Origin of the sequence: Paraburkholderia sp. J12 (assembly GCF_905220215.1) — a bacterium.
Classification (GTDB): domain Bacteria; phylum Pseudomonadota; class Gammaproteobacteria; order Burkholderiales; family Burkholderiaceae; genus Paraburkholderia.
In genome coordinates, this window is record NZ_CAJMZC010000001.1 from 22,501 (window position 1) to 39,658 (window position 17,158).

General features: G+C 62.1%; 17 protein-coding genes and 1 pseudogene. 12 read left to right on the forward strand and 6 right to left on the reverse strand.

Annotated elements, in window-relative coordinates:
* Positions 1–43: 43 nt before the first annotated feature.
* Positions 44–973: a LysR family transcriptional regulator gene (locus tag U5760_RS00095; RefSeq protein WP_322008725.1), complete on the reverse strand. Its 930-nt coding sequence runs from the start codon at positions 971–973 to the stop codon at positions 44–46.
* A gap of 71 nt (positions 974–1,044) precedes the next feature.
* Positions 1,045–1,989 (reverse strand): NAD(P)-dependent oxidoreductase, encoded by a 945-nt coding sequence (locus U5760_RS00100; RefSeq protein WP_322008726.1) that lies wholly within the window; start codon positions 1,987–1,989, stop codon positions 1,045–1,047.
* 373 nt (positions 1,990–2,362) lie between these two features.
* Between U5760_RS00100 and U5760_RS00105 the strand changes: the two genes are divergently transcribed.
* Positions 2,363–2,647 carry a LysR family transcriptional regulator gene (locus tag U5760_RS00105; RefSeq protein ID WP_322008727.1) on the forward strand — a complete coding sequence of 95 codons (285 nt, stop codon included), beginning with the start codon at positions 2,363–2,365 and terminating at the stop codon, positions 2,645–2,647.
* Positions 2,648–2,724: 77 nt separating this feature from the next.
* On the opposite strand, the gene ccsB is transcribed toward U5760_RS00105, so the two are convergent.
* The gene (ccsB, locus tag U5760_RS00110) at positions 2,725–3,945 is read right to left on the reverse strand and encodes a c-type cytochrome biogenesis protein CcsB (protein WP_415914010.1); all 1,221 of its coding nucleotides are present in this window, start codon (positions 3,943–3,945) and stop codon (positions 2,725–2,727) included.
* Positions 3,946–4,515: 570 nt separating this feature from the next.
* Between ccsB and U5760_RS00115 the strand changes: the two genes are divergently transcribed.
* From U5760_RS00115 to U5760_RS00150, 8 genes are all read left to right on the forward strand, one after another.
* Positions 4,516–5,238 (forward strand): gluconate 2-dehydrogenase subunit 3 family protein, encoded by a 723-nt coding sequence (locus tag U5760_RS00115; RefSeq protein ID WP_322008728.1) that lies wholly within the window; start codon positions 4,516–4,518, stop codon positions 5,236–5,238.
* Between the two features lie 10 nt (positions 5,239–5,248).
* On the forward strand, positions 5,249–7,027 hold the full coding sequence (locus U5760_RS00120) for a GMC family oxidoreductase (RefSeq protein ID WP_322008729.1): 1,779 nt from the start codon (positions 5,249–5,251) through the stop codon (positions 7,025–7,027).
* Between the two features lie 11 nt (positions 7,028–7,038).
* Positions 7,039–8,448, forward strand: a complete 1,410-nt coding sequence (locus tag U5760_RS00125) for a cytochrome c (RefSeq protein ID WP_322008730.1) — start codon at positions 7,039–7,041, stop codon at positions 8,446–8,448.
* 182 nt (positions 8,449–8,630) lie between these two features.
* Positions 8,631–8,783 (forward strand): hypothetical protein, encoded by a 153-nt coding sequence (locus U5760_RS00130; protein ID WP_322008731.1) that lies wholly within the window; start codon positions 8,631–8,633, stop codon positions 8,781–8,783.
* Between the two features lie 5 nt (positions 8,784–8,788).
* On the forward strand, positions 8,789–9,892 hold the full coding sequence (gene cfa / locus U5760_RS00135; protein ID WP_322008732.1) for a cyclopropane fatty acyl phospholipid synthase: 1,104 nt from the start codon (positions 8,789–8,791) through the stop codon (positions 9,890–9,892).
* A gap of 288 nt (positions 9,893–10,180) precedes the next feature.
* Positions 10,181–10,720 (forward strand): heme-binding protein, encoded by a 540-nt coding sequence (locus U5760_RS00140; RefSeq protein ID WP_322008733.1) that lies wholly within the window; start codon positions 10,181–10,183, stop codon positions 10,718–10,720.
* 57 nt (positions 10,721–10,777) lie between these two features.
* Complete coding sequence (locus U5760_RS00145; protein ID WP_322008734.1) at positions 10,778–11,182, forward strand: CidA/LrgA family protein; 405 nt, start codon at positions 10,778–10,780, stop codon at positions 11,180–11,182.
* The gene (locus U5760_RS00150) at positions 11,179–11,898 is read left to right on the forward strand and encodes an LrgB family protein (protein ID WP_322008735.1); all 720 of its coding nucleotides are present in this window, start codon (positions 11,179–11,181) and stop codon (positions 11,896–11,898) included. Before U5760_RS00145 ends, U5760_RS00150 begins: the two co-directional genes overlap by 4 nt.
* A gap of 280 nt (positions 11,899–12,178) precedes the next feature.
* Here U5760_RS00150 and U5760_RS00155 read toward each other — a convergent pair whose 3' ends face one another.
* Complete coding sequence (locus tag U5760_RS00155; protein WP_322008736.1) at positions 12,179–13,555, reverse strand: FAD-binding oxidoreductase; 1,377 nt, start codon at positions 13,553–13,555, stop codon at positions 12,179–12,181.
* 197 nt (positions 13,556–13,752) lie between these two features.
* On the opposite strand from U5760_RS00155, the gene U5760_RS00160 reads away from it, so the two are divergent.
* Positions 13,753–14,451, forward strand: coding sequence for a TetR/AcrR family transcriptional regulator (locus U5760_RS00160; protein ID WP_322008737.1), 699 nt, complete (start codon positions 13,753–13,755; stop codon positions 14,449–14,451).
* Positions 14,452–14,628: 177 nt separating this feature from the next.
* Here U5760_RS00160 and U5760_RS00165 read toward each other — a convergent pair.
* A pseudogene (locus tag U5760_RS00165) lies at positions 14,629–14,763 on the reverse strand (IS110 family transposase); the annotation flags it as partial.
* A gap of 4 nt (positions 14,764–14,767) precedes the next feature.
* On the opposite strand from U5760_RS00165, the gene U5760_RS00170 reads away from it, so the two are divergent.
* The gene (locus U5760_RS00170) at positions 14,768–14,902 is read left to right on the forward strand and encodes an alpha-hydroxy-acid oxidizing protein (RefSeq protein WP_415914011.1); all 135 of its coding nucleotides are present in this window, start codon (positions 14,768–14,770) and stop codon (positions 14,900–14,902) included.
* Between the two features lie 134 nt (positions 14,903–15,036).
* On the opposite strand, the gene U5760_RS00175 is transcribed toward U5760_RS00170, so the two are convergent.
* On the reverse strand, positions 15,037–16,002 hold the full coding sequence (locus U5760_RS00175; RefSeq protein ID WP_322008738.1) for an AraC family transcriptional regulator: 966 nt from the start codon (positions 16,000–16,002) through the stop codon (positions 15,037–15,039).
* A gap of 93 nt (positions 16,003–16,095) precedes the next feature.
* Between U5760_RS00175 and U5760_RS00180 the strand changes: the two genes are divergently transcribed.
* Positions 16,096–17,130, forward strand: a complete 1,035-nt coding sequence (locus tag U5760_RS00180) for an SDR family NAD(P)-dependent oxidoreductase (protein ID WP_322008739.1) — start codon at positions 16,096–16,098, stop codon at positions 17,128–17,130.
* The last annotated feature ends 28 nt before the right edge of the window (positions 17,131–17,158 follow it).

The following is a 17,158-nucleotide window of genomic DNA, read 5'->3' on the forward strand; positions in this document are numbered from 1 at the left end:
GCGCGTCGCTGCTGTGCTGCTTTCTGCCAGAGAACGGCTGGTCTCAGGTCTGCCACTCGCTGTCGCGTTCGAACAGTTCGGCGTAAAAGTCGAGAAACGCTCTCACTTTCGACGATACCGTCTTCTTTCGGGGGTACACGCCCCAGATCGCGGGATCGGTTCGGGTGGCCTGGGCTTCCCAATCGGGTAGCAGTTGTACCAGCGATCCGGCGCGCAGCGCCGGGCCGATCGCCCACACCGGCAGCAGGGCGACGCCGCAGCCGGCGACGGCGAGATCGAGAATGGCCTCGGTGTCGTCGGCGCGCAGGCGTCCGTGCAGCCTGATTTCGATTTCCTTTTCCCGCTTGCCCGCTTGCGAGCGTTTGACGAGCAGCCACGATTCGTCACCGGCCAGCGCAAAGCGGATCGCAGGATGGGCTTCCAGTGCGGCGGGCGACGACGGCGTGCCGTGCCGCGCGACGTGATCCGGGCTCGCACAGACGACGCGCTTGTGGTTCGCCAGCCGGCGTGCCATCAACTGCGAATCCGGCAGCACGCCGATGCGAACGGCGACATCGATGCCGGTATCGACGAAGTTGAGGATTTCGTCCGTCACGACAGCGTCCACGTCAATGTGCGGATACTGCTCCATGAACGCGGGCAGATGCGCGACGATATGACGGCGTCCGAACGAGGTGGGCATGGTGACACGCAGCAGGCCCTGCGGCGAGGCGTTGAGCGACGACGTGGCGGTGCGCGCGTCGTCGAGCATCTGGATGGCGGCCGTGCCCTGCTCGCGAAACACGCGTCCTCCTTCGGTCAGGATGAGCCCGCGTGTCGAGCGGTTGAAGAGGGCGATACCGAGGTCGCGCTCGAGTTCGGCAATATGGCGCGAGACCGTCGAGGTCTTGACCTGCAACAGGTCGGCGGCCTTGTTGAAGCTGCCGAGGTCGGCGGCGTAAAGGAAGGCGCGCACAGCTGCGAAGTAGTCCATATAAAGAGGTCCGGGGTTGGCCGTTCTACTCGTGAGCGTCCGTCTGGCGGCATGGCGGATGCGTGTCCATTCTAGCGGCTGGCGTCGCCGGCCTCGAGTCCCGCGCTGAATTCGGCGAGCTTGCCGAGCGCCGACCAGTCGAGCCCGCTCCAGCCGAGCGCGGAGACGGTGACGAGACGATCGTGCACGATGCTCGTGACCGGCATGGGCGCGGCGACGTTTTCCGCTTCGGCGAGCGCGAGACGCAGGTCCTTGATCGCGAGCGGCACGGTCATGCCTGGCGGCGAATAGCGGCGCTCGACGATCTTGCCGCCGTATGTCTTGTGAACCTTGCCGTCGAATAGCGATTCGGTGAAGACCGAAAAGGCCAGCTTCGGATCGATCCCTGCCTTGCGCACGAACGTCAGCACCTCACCCATGCTTTGCAGCGTCGCGGCGGTCAGCGCGTTTCCCGCGAGCTTGAGCGTGCTGGCAAGACCGGGATCTTCGCCGATGTTGAAGACCTTCTGGCCCAGCCGCTCGAGGACGGGCAGGCAGCATTGCTGGTCTTCGCTGTCGCCGGACATGAGGACGAACACCTTGCGGGCAGCGGCGAGATCGGGGTTGCCGAGTATGGGGGCGGCCACATAACCTTGTCCGAGGGTGCCATGAAGATGAGCGGCTTCACGTGACGCATGCGGGCTGATGGTGCTCATCGACACGTGAACCGCACTCGTGCGCAGCACTTCGGAGAGCCGCTCCGCGACGTCCAGTGCTGCGGTGTCGTCGGGCAGTATGCTCAGCACCACACTGCAGTCGGCAAGCGCGCTCCATCCGCTGGCGATTTGCGCACCCGAAGCTCGCAGCGCGTCCATTCGGGCTGCGTCGCGGTCGTACACGACGGTCGGAAACCCGTCCTCGATGAGGTTACGTGCGAAGGCCGTGCCCATCCGGCCGAGTCCGATGACGCCAATCCGAACCGGCGTCGCGGTTGCGGGCGAAGGTGCCGCGACGGCGGCTGGAGAAGAGGTATTCACAGGCGTGCTCCGGAAGTGGCAGACAGCCCCGGCACATCATTCGGCATGGGTGGCGTGGCATCTGCGGCGTGGCGATAGTGAGCCCAAGGATAGACGCCTGCTACGCGTGACAGAATGCCCACATAAAGAATTGAGTTTTGCAGAATGGGCTATGCCATCGCGTGCCTGACGAGAGACCCCGCAGAGCAAATCAGAATTGCACAAAGGGGTTTGCGCGTTGGCGGTGCGCCTGGCAGCATCCCCGAAGGCCGCGCGACGCGACATGCCGGACTCCCGGATCGTCGTCCATTTTCTGATGTGCGGAGACGCGAGACGCCGAAAAGCGGGCATAAGCCGGCATTTGCCATGTGAGAGTAGGGAGAGGACGAGGGTAATGAACTATTACGCAGCAATTCGCGCATTTCTCGTCACTTCGGAAGTGGGAAGTTTCAACATTGCAGCGAAGAAACTGTCGATCAAGGCGTCCACGGTTTCGCGCTATATTTCAGGCCTCGAGAGGGACGTTGGCGGTACGCTCTTCGACCGGTCGACGCATGGCGTCGTTCTCACGGAACGAGGCGTCGCATTCAGGGGGGTTGTACAGATCGCTGTAAAGGAACTCGATGAGGCGCGCAATGCCGTTTCGGCCTTGCGCAAGCGCGAAGCGGTGTCGAGTTAACACCCTGGCTGCCATAGAAGGGCGATGACACTGCCGACGCCCCGGGCGGGAGGGCGGGCAGCGTCGCGATGCGCCCTTCAAAGCTTCCCGTAGCTGTGCAGTCCCGACAGGAACAGATTCACGCCGAGGAACGCGAACGTGGTCACCACGAGGCCCGTCAGCGCCCACCAGGCGGAGACGGTGCCGCGCAGGCCCTTCACAAGCCGCACGTGCAGCCAGGCCGCGTAATTGAGCCAGACGATCAGCGCCCAGGTCTCCTTCGGATCCCAGCTCCAGTAGCCACCCCAGGCTTCGGCGGCCCACAGCGCGCCGAGGATTGTCGCGATTGTGAAGAACGCGAAGCCGACTGCGATCGATTTGTACATGACGTCGTCGAGCACGTCGAATGCCGGCAGGCTGTCGGCGAGCAGGCCGTGCGATTTCAGCAGGTACGCGACGCCGACCATGGCCGACAACGCAAAGCTGCCGTAGCCGATGAAGTTGGCGGGCACATGCAGTTTCATCCACCAGCTTTGCAATGCGGGGACGAGGGGCTGGATCTGTTGCGCATCGCGTGCGACCGAGTACCACATCATGAAACCGACCGCAGCCGCTATCACCAGTAGTACGAATGCACCGAGTGAATAGGTTCGGTACAACCCTTCGTAATGCAGATAAAGCAGCGAGGTAATCAGGCAAAACAGCACGAACACTTCGTACAGGTTCGAGACCGGAATATGGCCGACGTCCGGGCCGATCAGATAGGACTCGTACCAGCGGACCATCAACCCGGTGAAGCCCATCAGCACCGCTGCCCAGGACAGCTTCCGGCCGATTGCACCGCCAGCCTCCGAACGGCTCAGCATACCGATCCAGTAGAACATCGTCGCGAGCACGAATAATGCACTCATCCAGAGAATGGCGGACTGGCTCGACAACAGATACTTCAGGAAGAACGTCGAGTCTGCGCGTCCCAGATCGCCGCGGTAGAGCCGGATCGCCAGCAGCGATAGCCCGGCGATGGCGGCCATCAAGGCTCTTGACGGCTTCCAGCGCCAGCCGAGCGTGACGAACACGGGTACGGCGCCGACCATCACCGCACGATCATAGCTGTTCATATGTGCCCAATAATGCGCGAGTGCAAAGCCGGCGCCCATGAGGAGTGCGAGTGCGAATAGCCAGTCGACGACGGTCAGACGCCGCAGGAAAGGGCGGTCGTCAGAGCGCCAGCCCGTTGCGGTGTCGTGCTGGCCGGCGTCGTAGGTGGCGGCAACGGAGCGGTGCGCGCCCGTGCCCATGGAGATTCGGGTTGAGTTCATCGGTTCACCGATCGGGTCGTTCAGGGAGTGGGAAGGGCGTGATCAGTTCGGGTGCGCTCATGTCGGCGTCGTGCACGCTGCGGGCAACGGGAAGATGGCATGGCGTCGGGCATTCAGGACTCCTTACGTCGCGGGTTGAGGCAGCGGGCGATGATGCGTGGCGAATCGCGGACGGCGAGGGGGATAGGCCGCCGCCATCCGTCGCGGCAAAAAGCCACGCTGCGCCGGCTCAATGTTTCGGTACGCTAGCCGGATCAATTGCCGCGCGGTATTTCGTTATATTGCTGGCGGTTCCAGTTTGGTACCCCCATTTCTGCAAATCTCATTTCGCCTGATCGGCATTCTTTCGCCGCTGCGCGCCCGCTACATTTCAGTCGCCGTCTCCCATTTGATGTAACCCATCCCGCCTGTCGGTCGAGAACGGCCAGGCGTCTGATGGCCCGCGGGCCGCACACCGAAAACGGACCGTGCGCCTGCAGGGCCGCCGGCACGCTGGCTGTTGACGGTTTCCATGCGTGACCCCGCGGCCGCTCTGTGCAACCCGAATCACGAAAATAGAAGGAATGCGCCATGAGTCAGGAACCCACACCCTCTTCACGCCGAGGTTTTATCAAGGGCTCACTCGGAGCCGCCGCCTCTGCGGTTGTGTTCATGAAGAACATACCCACGTCGCCGTTTCCGGAAGCCCATGCAGCCGAGGCGAAGGACGAGCCGGTCTACGAGCCGACCTATTTCACGGCCGCCGAATGGACGTTCATTCACGCTGCCGTCGACCGTCTGATTCCGTCCAACGAAGATGGCCCCGGCGCGATCGATCTGCACGTCCCTGAATTCATCGACCGTCAGATGGAAACCGACTACGGTCACGGCGCGCGCTGGTATCTCCAGGGACCGTTCCATCCTGACTCGGATTTCACGCTCGGCTACCAGATGAAGTATTCGCCGCGCGACATGTACCGCGTCGCCATCGCCGGGATCGATTCCTGGTGCCGCAGCCAGCACGGCAACGTGTTCGCCGCGCTGGCCGGCGGTACTCAGGACCGCGTGCTCGCGCAGCTTCAGAAGGCTGAGATCACGTTGCCGGACATGAAGACCAACGAATTCTTCATCCAGCTGCTCGCCAATACGAAGGAGGGTTACTTTGCCGATCCCATGTATGGCGGTAATCGCGGAATGGGGGCGTGGAAGATGATCGGCTTCCCCGGCGCGCGCGCCGATTTCATGGACTGGGTCAAACAGTACGGCAGGGTTTATCCGCTGCCGCCCGTCTCCATTCAGGGCGAAAAGGCATAAGGAGCAGGCGATGACCAAAACGATGAAACCCACTGATGTCGTCGTCATCGGGCTCGGCTGGACCGGCTCGATTCTCAGCATGGAACTCGCGAACGAAGGTCTGGAAGTGGTCGCGCTCGAACGCGGGCAGAATCGCGACACGTCCCCCGACTACACCTATCCGAAGGCTGTCGACGAACTGAAATACGGCATTCGTGGCGAGCTGTTCCGGCGCCTGTCGCTCGAAACCGTTACCGTGCGGCACCAGATGAGCGACACCGCCGTGCCGTACCGGCAATACAACGCCTTCCTGCTGCCCGACAACGTCGGCGGAGCGGGCGTGCACTGGAACGGCCAGCTCTATCGTCCTTCGCCTGAAGACGTCAAGTTCTACTCCCACAACGTCGAGCGCTACGGAAAATCGTTCCTCCCCGCCGACATGACGATTCAGGACTACGACGTCACCTACGACGAGCTGGAGCCGTATTTCGACCGCTTCGAGTATCTGAACGGTGCATCGGGCCAGGCGGGCAACCTGGAGGGCAAGCCGCTGCCGGGCGGCAATCCTTTCGAGGGTCGCCGCTCGCGCGCGTACCCGACGCCGCCCGTCGCCGACCAGTACGGCGCGAAGCTCTTTGCCGACGCCGCCCGCCAGCTTGGCTATCATCCATTCCCCCAACCCTGCGCCAACTGTTCGGAGCCCTACACGAACTTCTACGGTGTGCGCCTCGGGCCCTGCAACCTGTGCGGCTTCTGCGAACGGTTTGGCTGCTTCCTCTACTCGAAGGGTTCGCCGCAGACGACGATCCTCCCCGCGCTCTTCAAAAAACCGAACTTCGAGCTGCGTACGCAGAGCCATGTGGTGAAGATCAATACGGATTCGACAGGTAAGCGTGCAACTGGCGTTACCTATGTCGACGGTGCCGGCAACCAGGTGTTCCAGCCCGCCGAACTCGTCATTCTGTCTTCGTTCCAGCACAACAATGTGCGGATGATGCTGCTCTCCGGTATTGGCAAGCCGTACGATCCCGTTACCGGCAAGGGCGTGATCGGCAAGAACTTTGCCTATCAGATGATGAGCGCGACGTCGGTGTTCTATGACAAGGACGTGCCGATCAATCCGTTCATCGGCGCGGGCGCGGGCGGCTCGCAGATCGTCGACGAATTCAACTCCGACCACTTCGACCACGGCCCGCACGGCTTCGTCGGCGGCGCGTACATCATCGGCGGCCAGACGGGCGGGCGCCCGATCCAGCAGCTTGTGGTGCCGCACGGCACGCCGAGTTGGGGCGCGGGATGGAAACGCGCGGCGAAAGACCACTACCTGCACACGACGAGCGTTGTCACGCACGGCTCCGTGATGTCGTATCGCGACGCCTATCTCGATCTCGATCCGACCTATCGCGATTCGCTCGGCATGCCGCTGTTGCGTATGACCTTCGACTGGCACGACAACGAATACAAAATGTCGCGCTACGTGACCGACCGCGCGCTGGAGATCGTCGACAAGATGAATCCGAAGTCGCATTCGACGCTGATCCGCCAGCGCGGCGACCACTTCAACGTGCGCGAATACCAGACTACGCACACCACGGGCGGGGTGATCACGGGTGCAGATCCGCAGTCGAGTGCACTGAACCGCTACCTGCAGAGCTGGGACGTCCCCAACCTGTTCGTGATGGGCGCCTCGGCGTTTCCGCAGAACTTCGGCTACAACCCGACCGGCATGGTTGGCGCGCTTGCATTCTATGCGGCCGACGCGATCAAGAACCAATATCTGAAGCGCCCCGGCGCGCTCGTTCACGCTTGAGGGGACAAACGATGCAAACCACAGTGCGAATCCGCAACGTGATCGCGTGTCTGGTTGTGCTGGCGATCATTGTCGTTGCATGTGTGTGGGTCATCGCCGAAGTTTTCGGCAGCCGCGGCGGCGATCCCGCCTTCGAGCAAGATGGCGCCATCGGTGCGGCTGACACGGCTCTCATCAAACACGGCGCCTATCTCGCCACGCTCGGCGACTGCGCGGCCTGTCACACCGCGAAGAACGGCAAGCCGTTTGCGGGTGGCCTCGCCATCGCGACGCCGATCGGCAATGTTTATACGACCAACATCACGCCGGACCCGGCGACCGGCATCGGCAGCTATACGCTCAACGATTTCGAGCGTGCATTACGGAGCGGGATACGCCGGGACGGCGACCCGATGTACCCGGCGATGCCGTATCCGTCGTATGCGCATGTGAGCAACGATGACGTGCGCGCACTCTACGCCTATTTCATGCATGGGGTGGAGCCCGTGAACGCGCCGGACCGCGCGCCCGATATTCCGTGGCCGATGTCGATGCGCTGGCCGCTCACCTACTGGCGCTGGGTGTTTGCGCCGAAGGTACAGCCGCCTGTTGCCGCCATTGCAGGCACGGTGGACGTAGCGGACGCAACGCCCGCGGTGCCGGCCGGCGACGCGGCGATGCTCGAACGCGGGCGTTATCTGGTCGAAGGCCTCGCGCATTGCGGCAGCTGCCATACGCCGCGCGGCGTCGGCATGCAGGAGAAAGCGCTTGGCGATGCCGACGGCCCGGACTATCTGGCTGGCGGCCTGATCGACCATCACGTGGCGAACGATCTGCGCGGCGGCGACCTGACGGGCCTGGGACGCTGGAGCGAGGCCGACATTGTCGAGTTCCTGCGCACCGGCCGCAATGCCCAGACAGCTGCGTTCGGTGGAATGCGCGACGTGGTCGAACACAGCACGCAGCATATGAGCGACACCGATCTGCTCGCGATCGCAACCTATCTGAAGTCGCTGCCGGACAATCAGTCGGATGAGCATTACCGGTACGCGGCCGCCGCGGGAGACGCACTCGCGAAAGGCGATGTGAGTTCGCGCGGGGCGATCGACTACCTCAATAGTTGCGCGGCCTGCCATCTGTCGTCGGGCAAGGGCTATCGCGACACGTTTCCGGCGCTGGCCGGCAATCCGGTCGTGAACGCCAGGGATCCGACGTCGCTGATCAACATCGTGCTGAATGGAAGCGCCGAGGTGGGAACGAACCGCGTGCCGACCCAGTTCACGATGCCGCCTTTCGGCGACCGGCTGACTGATTCGGACGTGGCCGACGTGGTGACTTTCATCCGGTCGAGCTGGGGCAACCAGGCCGGGCCTGTCGACGCGAGCGAAGTGGCGAAAATCCGGTCCCAGACGAAAGCGGCCGCCGTCTCGCGTCCACAATAAACCGTGTGGGGCGGGCGCACCGCGCCGGCCCCGCGTCGAGGAGCCAGGGATGAAACAGCGATTGCTTTTCAATGTTGATGCGTTGCCGCGCAGTCTGCCGTTTCTGCCGCTCGACGTCGGTGTCAGGACCGGCAGTTCTATGCGATCACGTTCAGCTTTTTCGTCGTCTTACAGCGCGCCTGGTGAAAGCGGAATTCGCGCGGGGCGATCTGGTGCGCGCCGACGTCCCGGAGCAAGGTGGTGCCGGTGAAGCATTGAACACCCGCGTATCCGGCCATGAACGACGATGCCAGTCGGACATCGTTGCGGCGGGAATCAACCAGGAGATCACTTGAGAACCATGCATTCGAACGCGGCGGCAACGGAAAACAAGGCGGCCAGGTCGTCGGCCCATCGCTTCGTCGAGGAGTTGCTGGAAACCGCCGACGTGCGGCTTGACGGAACGCGCCCCTGGGACATAAGGCTTCGGCAGCCTGGCGTCCCCGAAACCGTTCTGGCGAGAGGAAATCTGGGGTTTGGCGAGGCGTACATGGACGGGCAATGGGAGTGCGAGCAACTCGACGGGTTCTTCGCGCGGGTGCTCGCTGCACGACTCGACGAGAAAGTGCCCGCGTCAAAGCTCGTCTGGCACGCGCTGCGTTCGCGCTGGACCAACCGGCAGACGACGCGGCGTGCCTGGCAGGTGGGGCAAGCTCACTATGACATCGGCAACGATTTCTACCGCGCGATGCTCGATGCCCGCATGACCTATACGTGCGGATACTGGGGCGACGGCGCCAGGACGCTCGACGAGGCGCAGGAGCACAAGCTCGACCTGATTTGCCGGAAGCTCGGCCTGCGGCCTGGAATGCGCCTTCTCGATATTGGCTGCGGCTGGGGAAGCCTGATGGGCTATGCGGCCGAGCACTACGGCGTGTCGTGCGTGGGCGTCACGATCTCGAAGGAGCAGGCCGAGCTCGGTGCCCAGCGCTACGCGGGACTGCCGGTCGAATTCCGGCTGATGGATTATCGCAGCCTGAACGAAACGTTCGACCGGATCGCCAGTGTCGGTATGTTCGAGCATGTCGGCGGGCACAACTACCGCGCCTACATGGACGTCGCGCAGCGCTGCCTGAGCGACGACGGTCTGTTCCTGCTGCACACCATCGGCAAGAACCGCCGCGGCACGCCGCCCGACCCGTGGATCGACCGTTACATTTTTCCGAACGGCGAGATTCCCGCGCTGACCGAGGTGACGGATGCCGTCGAAGGTGTATTTGTCGTCGAGGATCTGCACAACTTCGGCGCCGACTACGATCGAACGCTCATGGCCTGGTATCAGAACTTCGAAGCTGCGTGGCCTCAATTCGCCAGCTGCATGGGAGAGCGCTTTCGGCGCATGTGGCGTTATTACCTGCTGTCGTGTGCAGGCGGTTTCCGTGCGCGTGAGATCCAGCTTTGGTAATGGGTGCTGTCGAAGCGGGGCATGCAGGGCGGATACCGCCGTCCGTGACGGCATGCCCCCGTGGCTGCACGCTTGATATCCCGCTCCGCTCGCCGCACTCCCCAACCTGCAAAACTGAATTCTGGTCAGGGGAGTTCCGGCCGGATTGCTCCCTCGCCTATGCTGTGATTCACCGTTGCGCAACGAAGTGGGGCGGGGCACAGGTCAGGCAATGGAATGTAGCCCGCTGTTTCCCGCGTGCTGCTTTTCGCATCGATTCGCATCACGAATTCACATCAGGAAGCCGACATGAAACAGTCAGCACGAACCGTACGCGACACGTCGTCGCTGCGTGGCTTGATCGCCGCGCTTGCCCTATGCGCAGGGATCGGAGGCAGTGCCTTCTTGACCGCGTTGCCCGCGCGGGCGGACGAAGTCGCCACCCCCACAACGCTGACGCTCGCGACTGCGCAACGCGTGATTGCGGCCGCGCAGCGCAAGGCGGTGGAACTCGGTGCACCGTGCGCGATCGCGGTCGTCGATCCGGCGGGCTATCTGGTCGCGTTCACGCGGATGGATGCGTCGCCGATGCTGGCGTCGGTCGAGCTCGCACCGCGCAAGGCCCGTACGGCAGCGCTATTCGGCAAGCCGACGCAGCAGCTCGAACAGGCGATCCACGACGGGCGGACCGCCGCCGTAACCTCCGGTTTCGTGCAGATGTCGGGTGGCGTTCCACTCGTCGTCGACGGCCACGAAATCGGCGCGATTGGCGTCAGTTCCGCGCGTCCCGACTGGGATATCGACATTGCTACAAGCGCCGCAGCAGTTGCCGGCCCGGCATCGCACTAAGCGGTCGCTCCGGTTGCCTGTTCAAGACCCGTACATTCAGGATATCGAATCATGCCGTTGGCCCTGACCCTGCTCGTCGGCGCGCAGCTCGCCGGTGAGGTGCTTCGCAGAGTGCTGCATCTTCCGTTGCCTGGCCCCGTCATCGGCATGTTCGTGCTCGCGGTGGCGCTTGTCGCCGCATCACGACGGCGTGGCGCGGATTCTGTTGCGTCGCCGTCCACACTCGACAACACGGCGTCGACGCTGATTTCGAACATGGGGCTTCTTTTCGTTCCGGCTGGCGTCGGCATCATTTCCGAACTCAACCTGCTGCGCCAGGAATGGCTGCCGATCGTGGCGGGGCTCGTTGTGTCGACGGTGCTCGGCCTCGTCGTGACGGGTGTCGTCATGCACCGCGTCACGCGCCGTGCGGAACTGCGTCAGGCCGCAGCCCTCGCCAACGCTTCGACGGAGACACGATGATGCTGCGCACCATCTGGACCCCGCTCGCGCCGACTCCGCTGCTGTGGCTCGCGGTGACGCTCATTGCATTCGTGCTTGGCCAGGCGATTCAGCGCGCCTGCCGACGCTCGCCGCTTGCCAACCCGGTTCTGATCGCAATCGTGTTGATCGTGTTGACGTTGCGTGTGACCGGAACGCCGTACGAAGAGTATTTTGCCGGCGCGCAATTCATCAACTTCCTGCTCGGACCGGCAACCGTCGCGCTCGCCGTACCGCTTGCCTCCAATCTGGACAACATCCGCCGCAGCCTGAGGGGGCTGGGATTCGCACTGCTGGCGGGCTCGCTGACGTCCACGGTGAGCGGCGTGGCCGTCGTGTGGTTCATGGGTGGCGGCCGCGATGTCGCGCTGTCGATGGCGCCCAAGTCGGTGACGACGCCGATTGCGATCGCGATCTCCCAGGAAGTGGGCGGCGTGCCCGCGCTGACTGCCGCGCTTGCCATAGCTGGCGGCATCGTCGCAGCGGTCGTCGGGCAGACCGTGCTGCGATGGTTTCGCGTCGACGACTGGCGCTCCCACGGGCTTGCGGCGGGCGTGGCCGGCGCAGGCGTCGCGGCCGCGCAGGTTGCGCCGCTGAGTGGTCTCGCCGCCGCTTTCGCGGCAATCGGTATCGGGCTGAACGGTCTCGTAACGGCAATTGTTGTGCCGCTGCTCGCTGTATGGTGTCCGTTTAAATGATTCGGGCGGAGGCCGACAAGACTCTCACGTAATCGTACCCGATCGATCTGCTCATGTCGTGCCGCCGAGCGCGATCAACTGGATGTGCCGGTTCCTGAGCTTACGCATCAAGATGCCCGTGGGGGGAATGCGTTTGCATGCCGTTCTCCCGACGGGTCAGTTGGCCACGAAAAACAGCTTCGCGTTTGTGCCGAAGTATTTGACCGTGGCGCCCTTGATCAGTCGAATACTTCGCGTTGTTATGTCTCTTTGATTGAACGTGGCGTGTGGTGCGCCTGCGCTAGATTTCGTGTCGGCCCGAAGCCCGTTCGCGCATGAGCGTTAGATGCACGCCGATGTCGCGGATAGGCCGCGGTGGGATATAGCTGGCCGTACCCTGAACCAGAAAGTCGTCCGTCAATTCGCTGCGCTGACCGTTCGCGAGTTCCGCGATCAGCATCCCTGCGGCGGTGTGCCGGACAATGCCCGAGCCGTTGCAGCAGGCTGCGGCATAGACGTTGTCGCTGATCTGGCCGAAGGCGGGTGCGTGGTTGTGCGAAACGGCAAGCCAGCCCATCCAGAAGTGTTCGATGTCAAGCGTGCCGCCGAGGTGTGCGAAGCGACGCGCGAGCAGTTCGGTGTGCTTGACGCGGGCCGCATCGCGACGCGCCTCGTTGGTGGTGAGCGATGGCGAATAGTCGAAGCCCTGACGGATCAGCAACCGCTTGTCTGCGGTGAGACGAAGCGTTGAGCCGGCCACGCCATGCGCCGGCGTGATGCCCCAGCTTTCGTCTGCGCCAAGTCTTGCGTGCTGTTCGGATGTCAGCGGCTGCGTGAGGCTCGCGAAGAGCAGCACTGGGATCTGCCTGTCCCGAAAGACGCCAAAGGACGGCGCGAACGCATTGACGGCGAGGATGAGCTTGCCGAACCGGATCCGGCCGGCGGTGGTGCGCACAAACGGCGAAGGTCCGTCAAATTCGACCTCTATTACCGGCGAATTTTCGAACAGTTCGACCTCGGGCGGCAGACTATCCGCAAGACCACGCACGAGCGCCGCCGGATTCATCAGGCAGGTCCCCGGCGTGTAGATAGCCGAGTGGTAGTAGCGCGTGCCTAAACGGTTTTCGAGTTCGTCACGAGTGAGCGGTTCGAACGCTTCGCCCCACGCGCGCAGGTTCGCGGCATAGATGTCGAGCACCTTGCTTGCGATCTCACCCGTTACCGCAGCGTGATAGCGGCCGCGCCGCTCCCAGTCGCATGCGATCCGATGGTCCTGGATGAGTCGCTCGAGCTCGGCAAGCGCAAAGCGTCCGACGCGGATGGCGCGGCGGCCCTGCTCTACGGACGCCGCCGCATTTGAGGGTGTGTGCGGCAGGTCGATAGCGAATCCCGAGTTGCGCCCCGAGGCGTTTTCGCCCACCACGCCGCTCTCGACCACGGCGATCGACTCACCCGACCGAAGCGCAGCCAGCCTGCGCGCGGCTGCCAGTCCCGCATATCCAGCCCCGATGACCACCCAGTCGAACTCCTGTTCGCCAACGAGTGACGGCCGCGGCAAACGTCCCGGCAACAAGGCGCTCCAGCCATTGGTGTGGTCGTCGTTCGGGAGGCGGTCAATCAGGCGGCGCATGTCAGGTCCGGATGAGGTGTCAGGAGACCGCGATGTGGCGGCGGGCACCTGAACTATACACAAAAAATAAATTATTATTGTTTGTTTTGTGCCTGACTCGAAGGGAGGGCGGTGGCAGGCCGATTCGAGTGCAAAAGGGGGGGCACTACCGGGTGGCGAGGCATCGGTCTCTGTGCCCGCGGAGGTATTGCGAATAACGGAGAAGTATTTATTATTATTTTCGTGTGACTGAACAGGCGATAACCATGGAATCACCCGCGCAACCAGCGCGTACGCGAACTCCGCAGAGCGAACGCATTGAAGCGACGCAGCGCAAGATCATCGAATCGGCACAGAGGCTGCTACGTGAAGAAGGCTTCAAAAGCGCGACGCTGCAAAAAATCGCACGCGGGGCCAACGTCTCACTTGGCGCCTTGCAGCATCATTTCGAAAGTCGGGACGCGCTGATGGAGCATCTGGTCGACGAAGCCATGGCGCCCTTGAGTGACCACGGTGGCGTCTGGCCGGATCCTGCGCTTCCACTGCGCGAGCGAGCAGAAGCATTCGTGCTGCAGGCATGGAAACATATCTTCGGCTCACCCCGTTACCTCACGGCATGGAGTCTGTACTTCGGCTGCAAGTCCACGCCATCGATTTTCAGCGGGATTGATGCCAGGCGTGCGAGTGAAGACGGGAAGTTCTTTTCAATGTTTCTGGCGGCGTTTCCCGAACTCGAGAAACATCATCCGCATCCGAAAGGATTCACGGCGTCGGTGTTTTCCACGCTACGCGGTCTGGGGGTATTCGAGTTGTTCGATGTCTCTTCGACGGAAAAGCACGACGAGCTTCAGGCTCTCATAGAGACAATTGTTCGTGCCTGTTTGCCGAGTCCCGCTAACGTTCCTGCGGTGAAGTCGAAAGCGCGCCAACCGCGCCAGCCGCGTAAGGTCGTGACGCTGGACTAGCGTTCCGCGATGCTGGCCGCCCAGCCTGCCGTTCGCGATTGCTGTACGTGGTCAGTCGATTGGCGGCTACGCATTTGCAAACGGCCGTTGCCGGCAAGTCGCGCTAACGGCCGGAGTGGGTCGAGGTTGTGTGGAAACACAGAACGCAGATTTCATGTGCAAAAAATCTGTTTTGACGACTATAGACCCGCGTTGCGTTTTCGCAGTCAAGCCTCTAAGGCTGTTGATCTGCATCGTACGAAACTTCACCCGTTGCTGGCGCATGCAATGTGACGCCAGCATCGCCTGTTGCATTTCGGTCTTCACCGCCACTGGTATGTACGCAGCGGCAATTGCGGGGCAGCGGGGCGTTGAGCATGCAATCGCGCTGCTACGCGACGAAATCGATCGGAACATGGCAATGATTGGAGCAACCTCGATCGAGGAGATCGATTTTGACATCCGGGTCTAGCTCGTATGTGGAGCGGCACCGCGTATTCACCCAACAAACGTTCGCGGAGGGATCGTCGCGGTCAGACCCAAAGAGGATCCGTACCAATGTGGATCTCCAGCGAGCGCACACTATCGATCAAACTGGCCGACTCATCATGCGGGTATTTCATCCGGGGAGGGCGGATTCGCTGCCTTATCGGTGGTGGTCCTCGATGCGTTCCGGTAGCGTGCCGGCGAAATTCCGGTCACCCGCCTGAACGCGTTGCTGAAGGCACTCTCCGAGCTATATCCCAGATGATTGGCCAATACGGATACTCTCGTTCTTTCCGTGCGGAGCGCGCGTTGGGCTAACAGCATGCGCCACTGCGTCAGATATGTGAGTGGTCCAATGCCGGCCACTGACTTGAAATGCACTGCGAAGCTCGTGCGGGACATCGCCGCCGCTTTTGCCAGTTCGTCGAGGTTCCAGCATCGTCCAGGATCTTGATGCATCAATGACATTGCGGGAGCCAGCCGCCTGTCACTGATAGCTCGCAACCAGCCGCACGGCAGCGATTCAGAAGTTTGAAGGTGAGCGCGCAGAATCTGGACAAAGAGCAGTTGTGCAAGCTGGGCAGAGACCAGCGCTGCCCCAGGCTGTCTTTCCTTTCGCTCATGAACCAGTTGACCGAGGAGCCACGTCAGAACGGTCGCCTCTTTTGCCGCCGCACGGATGTGGATGACGGGAGGCAGCACGTTGGCGAGGCGTTCTCCGTAGGTTGGGTCTAGCCTGACATGACCTCCTATCTGGACGCAGTCATCTCCTTCGCCGAGAGAAGCGACTTTGTCAAACTTGCCTGCAAACAGACCGGCTGCATCCTGAGGCACGGCCGTCAGGTCCGCGGCCAACACAAATGGCTGTTTGATTGTGAGCAGAAAGACGTCACCTTCTTCCACGTGAAGAGGCACTGCATTCCCGTCGATGCGCAGCCAGCAATGGCCTTTCACCAACGCGAAGAATTTCAGGTAGTCGGGCCGGGGAAAGCGGATTGCCCACGGTCCGCCCGCAGAGAAACCACCTGAGACAACGGGTTGCGCGTCGGCCAGCCGCAGGAAATCCGATAGGGGATCGCCTTCCATCTTGAACGTTCGCGAAAGTTTTTCGAATTATAGAGCATGCAGAGTTCGCAGGAGATTCTCTAAACTGTTGTAACTCAATCAACGATAGACACGATGATGCCTGGCCCTCAACAACCAATCGGTTCCGGCTTCGGAGCTGCATCAACGACGCAGGATGTCATTGCCGGCATCGACCTGCATGGAAAGACTGCCATTGTTACCGGAGGCTACGCCGGTCTCGGATTAGAGACGACCCGGATATTGGCGGCGGCAGGCGCAGAGGTCATTGTTCCGGCGCGTGATCTGCGAAAAGCCGAAGACGCTTTAAGGGGCGTCACAGGGGTCCAGATTGACGAGGTGGACCTGATCCACCCTGAATCCATTGCGGGTTTTGCCGGGCGATTTCTGGCTTCCGGTCGCCCGTTGCACATGCTCATTAACAGCGCGGGCATCATGGCTTTGCCAACACTCACCCTTGATTCACGGGGCTTTGAGTACCATTTTGCGACTAATCATCTCGGGCACTTTCAGTTGACCACAGCGCTGTTGCCGGCGTTGCGAGCGGCGAACGGTGCCCGGGTCGTTTCTGTATCGGCCCGGGCGCATCAGGTGTCCGACGTTGTCTTTGACGATCCGTTTTTCCAGCATCGCGAGTACCGCCCGATGTTGGGGTATGGGCAGTCGAAAACGGCGAATATCCTGTTCGCGGTTGGACTGGATGGACGGGAAGCCAGCAACGGCGTGCGCGCTTTCTCGTTGCATCCCGGCAGCATTGTCAGTACCGGCCTCGGTCGTAATTTGACGAAGGAGCAGCGCATTGCCTTTGGCGTTATCGATGCTGCAGGCAACCCTGTCCTGGATCCACAACGGCAACTCAAGACCGTTGAACAGGGCGCCGCTACTCAGGTTTGGTGTGCGACGAGCCCACAGCTCGCGGGTATTGGCGGCGTCTATTGCGAGAACGTGGAGATTGCCCGCGTGATACCTCCCGAGAAAGGCGCTGCGCTGGGTGGCGACAACCCGGCAAGGGAGTCCGGCGTGATGCCTTATGCCGTCGATCCTGCATCAGCCGACCGCTTATGGACACTAAGCGAGCGACTACTTTTCGACGGCGGGGTAAAGACGAATTGGGGCTTCATGTTCCATTGACCCTGCCTCGTTTCGTACACGCTAACCA